The 12,035-nt window shown below is 71.1% G+C and carries 11 protein-coding genes and 3 tRNA genes; 4 read left to right on the plus strand and 10 right to left on the minus strand.

Annotated features, from left to right (window positions below; all coding sequences use genetic code 11):
- Positions 1-41 precede the first annotated feature (41 nt).
- From DEJ17_RS08720 to DEJ17_RS08730, 3 genes are read right to left on the minus strand one after another with little or no spacing between them, the layout of a single operon-like run.
- Complete coding sequence (locus tag DEJ17_RS08720) at positions 42-1,058, minus strand: UDP-N-acetylmuramate dehydrogenase (protein WP_258366730.1); 1,017 nt, start codon at positions 1,056-1,058, stop codon at positions 42-44.
- 14 nt (positions 1,059-1,072) lie between these two features.
- The gene (locus DEJ17_RS08725; RefSeq protein WP_110893061.1) at positions 1,073-1,498 is read right to left on the minus strand and encodes a MaoC/PaaZ C-terminal domain-containing protein; all 426 of its coding nucleotides are present in this window, start codon (positions 1,496-1,498) and stop codon (positions 1,073-1,075) included.
- Entirely contained in the window at positions 1,495-1,944 is a 450-nt protein-coding gene (locus DEJ17_RS08730; RefSeq protein ID WP_083404408.1) for a MaoC family dehydratase N-terminal domain-containing protein, read from the minus strand. The genes DEJ17_RS08725 and DEJ17_RS08730 overlap by 4 nt, the downstream gene beginning before the upstream one ends.
- Before the next feature lie 136 nt (positions 1,945-2,080).
- On the opposite strand from DEJ17_RS08730, the gene DEJ17_RS08735 reads away from it, so the two are divergent.
- Both DEJ17_RS08735 and DEJ17_RS08740 read left to right on the plus strand, forming a co-directional pair.
- Complete coding sequence (locus DEJ17_RS08735) at positions 2,081-2,479, plus strand: hypothetical protein (RefSeq protein ID WP_110893063.1); 399 nt, start codon at positions 2,081-2,083, stop codon at positions 2,477-2,479.
- 112 nt (positions 2,480-2,591) lie between these two features.
- The gene (locus DEJ17_RS08740) at positions 2,592-4,487 is read left to right on the plus strand and encodes an ABC transporter ATP-binding protein (RefSeq protein WP_110893065.1); all 1,896 of its coding nucleotides are present in this window, start codon (positions 2,592-2,594) and stop codon (positions 4,485-4,487) included.
- A 93-nt stretch (positions 4,488-4,580) separates the two neighbouring features.
- Here the strand turns inward: DEJ17_RS08740 and DEJ17_RS08745 are convergent.
- The 5 genes from DEJ17_RS08745 to DEJ17_RS08765 all read right to left on the minus strand — a co-directional run bounded on the left by DEJ17_RS08745 (position 4,581) and on the right by DEJ17_RS08765 (position 7,152).
- Positions 4,581-4,654: transfer RNA gene (locus DEJ17_RS08745), tRNA-Met, on the minus strand.
- A gap of 32 nt (positions 4,655-4,686) precedes the next feature.
- Positions 4,687-4,758, minus strand: a tRNA-Thr gene (locus tag DEJ17_RS08750).
- 93 nt (positions 4,759-4,851) lie between these two features.
- Entirely contained in the window at positions 4,852-6,030 is a 1,179-nt protein-coding gene (locus DEJ17_RS08755; RefSeq protein WP_110893067.1) for a M23 family metallopeptidase, read from the minus strand.
- A gap of 149 nt (positions 6,031-6,179) precedes the next feature.
- Complete coding sequence (locus tag DEJ17_RS08760) at positions 6,180-7,010, minus strand: inositol monophosphatase family protein (protein WP_110893069.1); 831 nt, start codon at positions 7,008-7,010, stop codon at positions 6,180-6,182.
- 60 nt (positions 7,011-7,070) lie between these two features.
- Positions 7,071-7,152: transfer RNA gene (locus DEJ17_RS08765), tRNA-Tyr, on the minus strand.
- A 223-nt stretch (positions 7,153-7,375) separates the two neighbouring features.
- Here DEJ17_RS08765 and DEJ17_RS08770 point away from each other — a divergent pair.
- Together DEJ17_RS08770 and cls are read left to right on the plus strand one after the other, a co-directional pair.
- On the plus strand, positions 7,376-7,864 hold the full coding sequence (locus tag DEJ17_RS08770) for a YajQ family cyclic di-GMP-binding protein (RefSeq protein WP_110893071.1): 489 nt from the start codon (positions 7,376-7,378) through the stop codon (positions 7,862-7,864).
- A 39-nt stretch (positions 7,865-7,903) separates the two neighbouring features.
- The gene (cls, locus tag DEJ17_RS08775; RefSeq protein ID WP_110893072.1) at positions 7,904-9,364 is read left to right on the plus strand and encodes a cardiolipin synthase; all 1,461 of its coding nucleotides are present in this window, start codon (positions 7,904-7,906) and stop codon (positions 9,362-9,364) included.
- Between the two features lie 40 nt (positions 9,365-9,404).
- Here cls and DEJ17_RS08780 read toward each other — a convergent pair whose 3' ends face one another.
- Both DEJ17_RS08780 and DEJ17_RS08785 read right to left on the minus strand, forming a co-directional pair.
- Positions 9,405-10,580 (minus strand): heparan-alpha-glucosaminide N-acetyltransferase domain-containing protein, encoded by a 1,176-nt coding sequence (locus DEJ17_RS08780; protein ID WP_110893074.1) that lies wholly within the window; start codon positions 10,578-10,580, stop codon positions 9,405-9,407.
- A 5-nt stretch (positions 10,581-10,585) separates the two neighbouring features.
- Positions 10,586-11,959 carry an FAD-dependent oxidoreductase gene (locus DEJ17_RS08785; RefSeq protein ID WP_110893076.1) on the minus strand — a complete coding sequence of 458 codons (1,374 nt, stop codon included), beginning with the start codon at positions 11,957-11,959 and terminating at the stop codon, positions 10,586-10,588.
- Positions 11,960-12,035 lie beyond the last annotated feature (76 nt).

Raw genomic sequence — 12,035 nt, forward strand, 5'->3', positions numbered from 1 at the left:
GGCCCGTGGTGCGTCGTGCTCGCCCGTCCCGTCGCAGACGATCAGCCGAGCAGGTCCCCCACCACGACGGGCTCCGGGACGAGCGAGACACCGAACCGGTTCAGGACGGTCACCTGCACGAACCGTGCGAGCTCGGCCACCTGCGCAGCAGTGGCTCCGCCGCGGTTCGTCAGCGCGAGGGTGTGCTTCGACGAGATCGCCGCGCGGGAGCCCGGCACCGCGTAGCGGCGGTGGACTCCGGCGTGCTCGATGAGCCACGCAGCGCTGAGCTTGACGTCCTCGCCCGCGGGCCAGCGAGGAGCATCGGCGGGCAGGGTCTCGGCGAACGCCGGCGAGACGATCGGGTTCGTGAAGAACGACCCGGCGCTCCAGGTGTCGTGGTCGTCCCCGTCGAGCACCATGCCCTTCGAGCCGCGCAGCCGCATGACCTCGTCGCGGACGGTCGCGGGCGGCACGAGCGCTCCGAGCTCGACCCCGAGCGAACCGGCGAGCTGCGCGTACCGCACCGGCACGCCGTGCTCCCCCGCGAGCCCGAGCCGGAACTCGACCGTCAGGACGACACCGCGCCGACCGTGCTTGAGGGTCGACGTGCGGTAGCCGAGCGCCAGCTCGGCTGCGGGGACCCACGCGCGCTCCCCCGTGGCCGCATCGAGGAACTCGACGCGGGTGAGCACGTCGGCGAGTTCGACCCCGTAGGCGCCGATGTTCTGCACCGGGGACGCACCGACCGTGCCCGGGATGCCGCTGAGGGCCTCCAGGCCGGTCCAGCCGTTCGCGACGGTGGTGGCGACGAACGGGTCCCACAGCTCCCCCGCGGCGACGCGGACGGTGACGCCGTCGGCGTCGCGGTCGGCGTCGACACCCGTCGTCCGGACCAGCACGACGGTGCCGTCGAAGCCCTGGTCGGCGACCAGCAGGTTGCTGCCGCCGCCGAGGACGAGCCACTCGTGGTCGTCGAAGGCGTCGAGCGCGTGGGCGACGAGCTCGTCGGTCGTCGTGGCCGTGAGCAGCCGGGTGGCGGGTCCGCCGACGCGGAGCGTCGTCAGGTCGGCCAGCACCGGCTCGGACGCGGTCAGCGGAACACCACCGTGACCTGCGCCTTGCCGAGCACGGTCTGCCCGGCGGCGGTCACGGTGAGGTCGATGCGCTTCGGCCGGCCGTCCTCGTCGACGGTGCCGACCTTCGCGACGATGCCGACCGTGGCGCCCTGCTCCGGGTCGACGACGACGGGACGCGTGAAGCGGACGCCGTACCCCGCGACCCAGCCGCTGTCGCCGAGCCACTCGGCGACCGGCTGCACGGCGATGCCCATCGTGAGCATGCCGTGGGCGAGGACACCGGGCAGGCCGACCGAGGCCGCGACGTCGTCGCGGTAGTGGATCGGGTTGAAGTCGCCCGAGGCACCGGCGTACCGGACGAGCGAGTCACGCGTGATGTGCACGGCACGCTCGGCGACGACGGTGCCGACCTCGAGCACGGTGGCGGGTGCGGCGGTCATGCGTCGTCTCCTCGGACCACGAGAGTGGAGGTCGCCGTGACGACGTGCTCCCCCTCGGCGTCGTTCATGGTGCTCTGGGCGGTGACCATGGCGTTGCCGCCCAGGGTCTTCACGCTGGTGACCGTCAGGGTCGCGGTGAGCTCGTCACCGGCGACGATCGGCCGGTCGTAGGTGAAGGACTGTTCGCCGTGGACGACGCGGGAGAAGTCGATGCCGGCGTCGGGCTCGTTCAGGAGCTGCGCGAGCGTGGCTTCCTGCACGACGACCGCGAACGTCGGGGGTGCGACCACGTCGGCGTACCCGGCGGCACGCGCCGCACCCGGATCGTGGTGGACGGGGTTGGTCGCGAACACCGCACGCGAGAACTCGCGCACCTTCTCGCGGCCGACCAGGTAGGGCTGGGCCGGCGGGAACGTCCTGCCGACGAGCTCGGGGTTCACTGACACCACGGCAGTCTACCGAGGCCGGTCCCGGGCCGGCCGCCCGAACCGTCATCCATGAGAACGCATCAGTTAGACTGTCTGAGACCGGTTGGGGGAATCGGTGCGTGCCGAGGGCACGCGTTCGGGACGGGGAGGGCCGATGGACACCACGACGGAGTTCGCCGTGCACACGGGCGACCGGTGCACCGCCATGGAGGTCGCCGCCGCCGCGCTGCGTCGCACCGGCCACCACGTCGAGTCGACCGGTGGCACGATGACCGCGACGGCGGGCAACCGGATGCTCACCATCCTGCTCGGCGCGCTCGTGCAGCCAGGCCGGGAGTACCGCCGGTACGAGCTGTCGACCATCGTGGACGGCGCCACCACCACGATCACGGTCCGTCAGGCGGGGCACGGCACGGCCGTGTCCGGCGGCAGCATCGGAGCGAACCGGCGTCGGGCCGCCTGGCAGCAGGTCACCGCCGCCGTCGAGGACGCGTTCCGCGCGGCCGGGGTCCTCGCGACGCGGACGGACACCGGCTCACACCGCACCCGGTAGCGCGGACCGACGCGCTCCGGCGGTTCGCCGCGCGGCGGACCGCGCCACGATCGGTCACCGAGGACCCGGTCGGCCATCTAGGTTGGGCGCGGGGCCCGGGAAAGGAACCGCCATGAGCATGGAGAGCGCTGCCTGGAGCTCGCTGTACAAGATCTCGTCCGCGCAGGGCGGCAAGCACGGGTTCTCCCGCGCGACCGTCCGGCGGATCCTGACGTTCGCGGTGCCGTACCGGGCGAAGCTGCTGGTCTTCATCGGCCTCTCCGTCGTCGGCGCCTTCCTCGCGGTCGCGACGCCGGTCCTCGCCGGGCAGGTGGTCGACGTCATCGTCGCCCGCGGCGAGGTCGCCACGATCGTCCGGCTCGCCGTGGTCATCGCCCTCGTGGCCGTGGCCGACGCCGCCGTGTCACTGACGACGCGCTGGTACTCGGCACGGATCGGTGAGGGCGTGATCCTGGATCTCCGCACCGCCGTCTTCGACCACGTGCAGAAGATGCCCATCGCGTTCTTCACCCGCACGCGGACCGGCGCGCTCGTGAGCCGCCTGAACAACGACGTGATCGGTGCCCAGCAGGCCTTCAGCGGCACGCTGTCCGGCGTGGTCACGAACCTCGTGGCACTGGTCCTCACCCTGATCGTCATGCTCAGCACCTCGTGGCTCGTGACGGTCCTCGCCGTGGTGATGCTCCCGCTCTTCCTGGTCCCCGCGCGCCGGATGGGCAGCCGTCTCGCCGCGCTGCGCCGCGAGGCCGCCGACCACAACTCCGCGATGAGCACGCAGATGACCGAGCGTTTCTCGGCGCCCGGAGCCACCCTCGTCAAGCTGTTCGGCCGGCCCGACGAAGAAGCGGAGGAGTTCCGCGTCCGCGCTGCCCGTGTCCGCGACATCGGGGTCCGGACCGCCATGCTGCAGTTCGTCTTCTTCACCGCGCTCATGCTCGTCTCCGCGCTCGCCCTCGCGCTGGTGTACGGGCTCGGCGGCTTCCTCGCCCTCGCCGGCCGTTTGGACACCGGCGAGGTCGTCACCCTGGCGCTCCTGCTCACCCGGCTGTACGCGCCGCTGACCAGCCTCGCGAACGCACGGGTGGAGATCATGAGCGCGGTGGTCAGCTTCGAGCGCGTCTTCGAGGTGCTGGACCTCGAACCGCTCATCCAGGAGCAGCCGGACGCGGTCACCATCGCCGATGGCCCCGTCTCCGTCGAGTTCGACGACGTCCGGTTCGCCTACCCGTCCGCCGACAAGGTGTCCCTCGCCTCACTCGAGGAGGTCGCGACGCTCGACACCCGCGGCGGCGAGGAGGTGCTGCACGGTCTGTCCTTCCGGATCGAGCCGGGGCAGACCGTCGCCCTCGTCGGCTCGTCCGGTGCCGGCAAGTCCACGGTCGCGCAGCTGCTCTCGCGCCTGTACGACGTCGACGGCGGCTCGGTTCGCCTGGCCGGGACGGACGTCCGCGACGTCACCTTCGCCTCGATGCGGCACACCCTCGGCATGGTGACGCAGGACGGCCACCTGTTCCACGAGACCATCCGCTCCAACCTGCGGTTCGCCCGGCCTGAGGCGTCCGACGACGAGGTGTGGGACGCCGTCCGCCGCGCGCGTCTGGAGCCGCTCATCCGGTCCCTCCCCGACCAGCTGGACACCATGGTGGGAGAGCGCGGGTACCGGTTGTCCGGCGGCGAGCGCCAGCGGATGACCATCGCCCGGCTCCTGCTCGCCCAGCCGCGCGTCGTCATCCTCGACGAGGCGACGGCGGCGCTCGACTCGACGTCCGAGGCCGCCGTGCAGGCGGCGCTCGGCGAGGCACTCGAGGGACGGACGGCGATGGTGATCGCGCACCGCCTCTCCACCATCCGCAGCGCGGACCTGATCCTCGTGGTGGAGGACGGCGCGATCGTGGAGCGGGGCACGCACGACGAGCTGCTGGCCGCGGGTGGCCGGTACGAGGAGCTGCACCGGACCCAGTTCGCGGCGCAGGAGAACGCCGCGGCCGACGTGCAGTCGGCGGAGTGAGCGCGCCGCGGGTGGGCCCCAGCAATCGAACCGGGGCCGGCAACAGAGAAGGCCCCCTGACCCAGGGGATCCTGGACGAGAGGGCCTTGCGTGTAGCGAGGGCGGGACTTGAACCCGCGACCCCACGATTATGAGTCGTGTGCTCTAACCAACTGAGCTACCCCGCCAGAGATCCGGAGCGACACGCGCACCGGGTCGGAGCCCCGAGTCAGGATTGAACTGACGACCCCCTCCTTACCATGGAGGTGCTCTACCACTGAGCTATCGGGGCGATGTGCCGCGAACGGCACCACACGAGGATAGCAGACCCTTGACGCTGCTCCGGAACCGGACGAGACGCCCGGGCGTGCCGCGTCGTGGCCCGCTAGTTCGCGTTGGCCTTGAGCCACGCCAGCGGGTCCACCGGGACCCCGTCGACGTGCACCTCGAGGTGCAGGTGCGGGCCCGTGGAGTTGCCCGTGCTGCCGACGAGACCGAGGACGTCGCCGACCTCGACGTGCTGGCCGGTGACGACCTTGAACGAGTTGTCCTGCATGTGGCCGTAGACGCTGACGAACTGCTTGCCGTCGACGTCGTGCTCGACCCAGACGTCGTTGCCGAAGGCACCGTCGTTCGCCTGCACCTTGATGACGGTGCCTGCGGCGATGACGCCGATCGGGGTGCCCTCGCCCGGGGCGAAGTCGACGCCCATGTGGTTCGTCGAGCAGAACGAGCACCCGGCGACCTGGCGTCCACCGAACCCCGAGGTGATCGGGACACCGGTCAGGAACGGCCACTGGATCGTGCCGGTCGGGTCGTTCGTGAAGGTCGAGGAGTCGACGTTCGCGTACTGGGTGGCATCGGACACCGTGTACTGGTCGCGGGCCGTCGACCCGTCGGCCGAGGCGCCGACCTGCATCGACTGGGTGGCACCGTCGACGGTGGCACGGGCCGCCGTCGAGCCGGAGGCCGGGACCCAGAGCGCCTGGGCCGGCAGTGAGGTCGAGACGACGAGGCCTGCTGCGAACAGCAGTGCGCCGACCGCGGTCACGCGGGATGCAGCACGACGGAACGACGCGCCCTGCTTCGGGGACCGCGCCGATGCAGGGGTCGTGGTGGCGGTGGACCGGATGTGACGGGTCGCGCGGTCGACCGGGGTCTTCGTGGCCGGACGGCTGCTGCGGCGGCGCGATGCGGGGACCTGCCCCGCGACGCGACGTGGCTGCGACGCCGAGGCGGCGGAGGCAACGGGAGCGACCCGCTGGGCGTGCACGACGGGCGAGGTGGGGGCCGGCGGCGTGACGACCCGGGAGGCCGGGCGCACGGGCGACGCCGGTGCGAGGTCGACGGGCGACACGGGGGCCGCAGGGGTTCCCGGGGTGGCCGCGCCGATCACGTCGTCGAAGCTCGGACGCGTCGAGCCCTGTCGCTCCTGCACCACGACCGCGCCCTTCGCCGCTGCTCGTTCTGCCTCGATCCGAGCGCGTCGGGTCAGGTGGACGACCGGGGTGGCGGCGTCGACGGAACCGTCGGTGGGAGCGGACGACAGTGGAGTACGGGGCATGCGTGCGGTGGCGATCCTGATCGGGGAAGGGGCCCGCTCGATGGTAACGAGCAGATAACGGGACCTGAGCACGCTAGCAAACGTCGTCGCACGTCGCCAGTCGTGGTCACGCCCACCCGGCACCCCCAGACCTGGGGCCGGGCGGGTCCTCAGGCCTGCACGGCTCCGAGTGCACCCGTCTCGAGCCCGCGCACCAGGGCCTCGAGCTCGTCAACGACCGCCGGGCTCGCGAACAGGAAGGAGCGGGTCCCCCCGGCCTCCCAGATGCGGATCGTCGCGCCGGCCTCCTGCGCGACGAGGGCCCCGCCGGCCATGTCCCACGGGTTGATCCCGCGCTCGTAGTAGGCGTCGACCACTCCCGCCCCGACGGCGCAGCAGTCGAGCGACGCCGCTCCCCCGCGGCGGATGTCCCGCACCTCGCCGATGAGTCCGGCGAGCACCGCGACCTGCTCGCGGCGACGGTCGGCCGTGTACCCGAACCCGGTCGCGATGAGCGTCTCGGCGAGCGAACCGGGCGCGGCGACGGACAACGGCTCCCCGTCGCGGGTCGCACCGTGTCCGACCGCCGCTCGGAAGACGGTGCCCGTCGCCGGCGCCACGACGACGCCCGCGATCGGCTCCCACGTCATCGGGTCGGGTTCGCCGCGCACGACGCCGATGCTCACGCCGTACTCGGCGCTGCCGTACAGGTAGTTGACCGTGCCGTCGATCGGGTCCACCACCCAGGTGATGCCCGAGGCACCGGAGGCGGATCCGGACTCCTCGCCGTGGAAGGCGTCGTCGGGGCGGGCCTCGGCGATGCGGGCGCGGATGAGTGCCTCGACCTCGCGGTCGGCCGCCGTGACCACGTCGACGATGCTCGACTTCCGGTCCGCGACCTGGACCCCCTCGGCGCGGCGGCGGGCGGCCAGCGCCGCTGCGTCACGGGCGATCGACTCGGCGAGGTCGGCGAACTGGGACGGGGTGAGGTCGGAAGGCATGTGCCCATCCTCCCGGATGCACCAACGGCCCCGTCCACTGGACGGGGCCGTTCTGGTGTGTGGCAAGTGAGGGATTCGAACCCCCGAAGGCTACGCCGGCTGATTTACAGTCAGATCCCTTTGGCCGCTTGGGTAACTTGCCATGCGCACCCAGCCGGTGTGATCACCAACCGAAGGCGCGCACAAAAGCATAGCGGATGGCTGACGGTGGTCGTGACCATCGGCCCTGGACGCGACCACGCGCCCACCAGGGCCCGCGCACGGGAGCCGAACCGGGCCTCCCTCCCCATCGGCACGGCCCGGACGCCGCTGGCGCGTCGCCCGGGAACCGGCGACGGGGGCCCACCGCCGTTAGGCTGTTCCGCATGGCAGACAGTTCCTTCGACGTGGTCAGCAAGGTCGACAAGATGGAGGCGGAGAACGCCCTCAACCAGGCCGCCAAGGAGATCGAGCAGCGGTACGACTTCAAGGGCGCCGACGCCTCGGTCGCGTTCAGCGGTGAGGACGTCCTCATCAAGGCGAACTCGGAAGAGCGCGCCAAGGCGGTCCTCGACGTGCTGCAGAGCAAGGCGATCAAGCGGAACATCAGCCTGAAGAGCCTCGACGCCGGCGACCCGTACCCCTCGGGCAAGGAGTACCGCATCGAGGTGAAGTTCAAGAACGGCATCGAGCAGGACGTGGCGAAGAAGATCGGCGCGTTCCTGCGGGCCAACGCCCCGAAGTCGGTCAAGAGCCAGATCCAGGGCGACGAGCTCCGGGTCTCGTCGAAGAGCCGCGACGACCTGCAGAACACGATCCAGCTCCTCAAGGGTGAAGAGTTCGACGTCCCGTTGCAGTACATCAACTTCCGCTGACCCGCGGCCCCTGCGAACGACACCCGACACCGGCACCCCGTGGAGCACTGGCTCACCGTCGTCATCACCGTCCTGCTCGTCCTGCTGGACCTGGCGATCCGCGTCTTCTCGATCATCTACGTCCCGATCAACCGGAAGCCGCAGACCGCGACGGCCTGGCTGCTCGCGATCTTCCTCATCCCCTACATCGGCTTCATCGTCTTCCTGCTCATCGGGTCGACGAAGCTCCCGCGCGCCCGTCGCGAGAAGCAGACCGAGATCAACGCGTACATCCTCGAGCAGACCGAGGGCATCGAGCGGGTCCGCCGTGACCACCCGTGGCCCGCGTGGCTCGAGAGCGTCACGCGGCTGAACCGCGAACTCGGCGCGATGCCGTTGGTCGGCGGCAACTCCGCGGAGCTCTACCCCGACTCCGAGGAGTCCATCGCCGAGATGACCCGCGCGATCGACCAGTCCCGACGGTTCGTGCACGTCGAGTTCTACATCGCGACGCTCGACGACACCACGCGCCCGTTCTTCGAGGCGCTCGCGCGGGCGCAGGGCCGTGGTGTCACCGTGCGGTTCCTGCTCGACCACTGGGCGAGCCGCGGCTACCCGGGCTACAAGGACACCCTGGCGTTCATGGACCAGGCGGGCATCGAGTGGCACCTGATGCTGCCGCTCCTGCCGCTGCAGGGGAAGTTCCAGCGCCCCGATCTCCGCAACCACCGGAAGATCATGGTGATCGACGGCTCGGTCGCGTTCACCGGCTCGCAGAACCTGATCGACGCGTCGTACGACATCAAGTCCCACGTCGAGAAGGGCATGGTCTACAAGGACCTGTTCGCCCGGTTCGAGGGGCCGGTCGTCGCCGGGCTCAACGCCCTGTTCGTCACCGACTGGTACAGCGAGACCGACGAGCTGCTGCTGCGCGAGAGCGACCCCGTCCAGCGGGCCGACCGCGGCGACGCGCTCGACTGCCAGGTGGTGCCGTCCGGCCCGGGCTTCGACGGCGAGAACAACCTGCGCCTGTTCAACGCGCTGCTCTACTCGGCGCAGCAGAAGGTCTCGATCACGTCGCCGTACTTCGTGCCGGACGACTCGATGCTCTACGCCATCACCACGACGGCGCAGCGCGGGGTCGACGTGGAGCTGTTCGTCGGTGAGATGGGCGACCACGCGATGACCTGGCACGCGCAGCGCTCGTACTACGAGGAACTGCTGCGGGCCGGCGTGAAGATCTGGCTGTACCGCGCGCCGACGATCCTGCACGCCAAGCACTTCACGATCGACGACGAGGTGTCGGTGATCGGCTCGAGCAACATGGACATGCGCTCGTTCAGTCTGAACCTCGAGGTCTCCGTGATGGTGCGCGGTCACCGCTTCGTCGACGCCCTGCGCGAGGTGCAGGACGCCTACAAGGAGCACAGCTTCGAGCTCACGCTCGACGCGTGGCTGGACCGGCCGCGGCGTTCGCAGGTGCTCGACAACGTCGCGCGGCTGACGGCGGCGCTGCAGTAGCGGACGATCAGGAGGCACGACTCGCCTCCGGCAGGTGCGCTCAGCGCATCGGGACGAGGGACGCCAGGGCCCCGACCACCCGCTCGAGCGGGCCACGGCCGAGGAACCGCCGCCACAGCATCGCGAAGACCACCGAGCCGAGGGCGAACCACCCCCAGGCCTCGGCCGACTCGGGGTAGGTCGGCAGCATCGCGATGACCACGAGGTGCCCCGAGTACACCGTCAGCGGCATCGATCCGACGGCCGCCAGGGGGAACGCGATCCGCTCGACCGTCCGGCCGCGACCGTCGAACACGAGCGTGCAGAGCGCGATGACCGCCACCGCCACCCCGGCCGTCCCCAGCACGTCGACGACTGACGACGAGTGGTCACGCGGGGACAGGAACAGCTGCGCGAGGGCCTGGCCAGGGGTCGAACCCTCGCCCGCGTACGGGACCCCGGGGAACGCCAGGGCCGCGTCGTCGGGCAGCGGGGCGAGGACCGACCCGGCGACGTACGCGGTGGCGGCGACCAGTGCGCCGGACGCCAGGAGCACGACCTGCTCGCCACGGTCCTCTCCCCACCGGCACGGCCCGTACGCCGCTGGCGCGTCGTCCGGGAACCGGCGGTGTGGGCCCAGGCCGGCCCGGGCGACCGCGAGCCCCACCAGGACGTACGCCAGGAAGGTGACCACGGGGTAGACCAGGCCGAGCTGGACGCCGATCATGCCGGCGTCCGCGTAGGCCGGGGCGATCGTCAGCGCGGCGAGCGGCGACAGCACCGCGCAGAGCGCGGCGATGCCGAGCAGCGCCGCCGGTCGGACCCGGAGCACCGGGACCACCAGCAGGAACAGCACCCCGTACGTCGGCAGGATCACGTACACAGGGGTGTCGAGCGCCATCAGGGCGAACCCGGTGACGACGACCACCACGGCACGGATGGCGAGCCGGGCGCGGATGCGCCCGATGGTCGGCGGGCCGGGCGGGTCCGCCCGGCCGCTCGTCAGGCCGATCGAGACACCGGCGAGGACCGCGAAGAGCGTGGACGGACGGCCGTGGGCGACGGCGGACCACGTCGCCGGGTCGGTCCAGTCGAGCTGCTCCGCGATGCCGCCGACGTGGGCGGCCATCATGCCGAGCAGCGCGAGGGCACGGGCCACGTCGACGCCCTGCAGCCGTGTCCCCGACGCGGACGCGCCCCGCACCGCTGTGGGCGGGACGGGGCGCGTGTCGTTCATGGTCGTCAGCTCGTCGGGGTGTCGACGCGTCCGAGCGAGACGTCGATCATCTCGTCGCGCGGCACCACCTTGATGCGCTCGCGCCCGTCGGCCGCCCCGAGCGCCTGCTCGTGGGTGTCGAGGTGGTGCCAGCCCTCGAGGTCGGTGTACTCGACACCGCGCTCGCGGAGCAGCGCCGGGATCGCCTCGTCGGACGGGTCCTCCGGGGTCCACCAGCTCGCCTGGTCGTTGACGATGTGCTGCACGGTCTCCATCGCGTCCGACTTCGTGTGCCCGATGAGCCCGACCGGACCACGCTTGATCCAGCCGGTGGCGTACACCCCGGGGATCTGCTGGTTGTCGTCGTCGAGGACCTGGCCCTCGTGGTTCGGGATGACACCGTGCCGCTCGTCGAACGGCACACCGGGCAGCGGGGAACCGAAGTACCCGACCGCGCGGTAGGCGGCCTGGATCGGGATCTCGCGGATCTCGCCGGTGCCCTCCACGCCGCCCTCGCCGTTCGGACGGGTGCGCTCGTAGCGGATGGCGGTCAGCGTGCCCTGCTCGTCGCCGACGAACTCGATCGGCTTCGCGTAGAAGTGCAGGTGGAGCCGGCGGCTGGCCTGGCCGACCTCACGCGTGCGCCACTGCTCGAGGACACGGTTGATCACCATGACCTGCTTGTTCGTCGCGATCGCGGTCTTCGAGGCCTCGTCGTGATCGAAGTCCTCGTCGTAGACCACCATGTCGACGTCACGGACCTCACCGAGCTCGCGGAGCTCGAGCGGCGTGAACTTCACCTGCGCCGGGCCGCGGCGACCGAAGACGTGCACGTCCGTCACGGGCGAGGCCTTCAGGCCCTCGTACACGTTCGCGGGGATCTCGGTCGGCAGCAGGTCGTCGGCGTGCTTCGCCAGGATCCGCGAGACGTCGAGGGCGACGTTGCCGACGCCGATCACCGCGACGCTCTGGGCGTTCAGGGGCCAGGTGCGCGGGACGTCGGGGTGGCCGTCGAACCAGCTCACGAACTCGGCGGCGCCGTACGAGCCGTCGAGGTCGACACCGGGGATGTCGAGGTCGGCGTCCTTGATCGCACCGGTCGAGAACACGACCGCGTTGTAGTGCTTCTTGAGGTCCTCGAGGGTGATGTCCTCGCCGTAACGGACGTTGCCGAACAGCCGGACGACACCGCGGTCGAGGACGTCCCGCAGAGCGTTGATGATGCCCTTGATGCGCGGGTGGTCGGGGGCGACGCCGTACCGGACCAGACCGTAGGGCGCGGGGAGCTGCTCGAACAGGTCGATCGACACGTCGTAGCCGTGGGCCTCGCGCAGCAGGATGTCCGCGGCGTAGATGCCGGCCGGGCCGGCGCCGACGATGGCGAGTCGGAGGGTGGGCACTGATCGTCTCCAGTTCGTTCGGGTGGGGGTTCCCGGGGCCTCCCGACCGGGCCGCCGTGGGCGCACCGTATCGGGA

This window comes from Curtobacterium sp. MCSS17_011 (genome assembly GCF_003224275.1).
In the GTDB taxonomy this organism is placed as follows: domain Bacteria; phylum Actinomycetota; class Actinomycetes; order Actinomycetales; family Microbacteriaceae; genus Curtobacterium.

Coding starts and splice junctions, on each gene's coding strand:
- DEJ17_RS08725 (WP_110893061.1), bottom strand. CDS start 1,498: ATGACCGCCGCACCCGCCACCGTGCTCGAGGTCGGCACCGTCGTCGCC.
- DEJ17_RS08735 (WP_110893063.1), top strand. CDS start 2,081: ATGGACACCACGACGGAGTTCGCCGTGCACACGGGCGACCGGTGCACC.
- DEJ17_RS08740 (WP_110893065.1), top strand. CDS start 2,592: ATGAGCATGGAGAGCGCTGCCTGGAGCTCGCTGTACAAGATCTCGTCC.
- DEJ17_RS08755 (WP_110893067.1), bottom strand. CDS start 6,030: ATGCCCCGTACTCCACTGTCGTCCGCTCCCACCGACGGTTCCGTCGAC.
- DEJ17_RS08760 (WP_110893069.1), bottom strand. CDS start 7,010: ATGCCTTCCGACCTCACCCCGTCCCAGTTCGCCGACCTCGCCGAGTCG.
- DEJ17_RS08770 (WP_110893071.1), top strand. CDS start 7,376: ATGGCAGACAGTTCCTTCGACGTGGTCAGCAAGGTCGACAAGATGGAG.
- DEJ17_RS08780 (WP_110893074.1), bottom strand. CDS start 10,580: ATGAACGACACGCGCCCCGTCCCGCCCACAGCGGTGCGGGGCGCGTCC.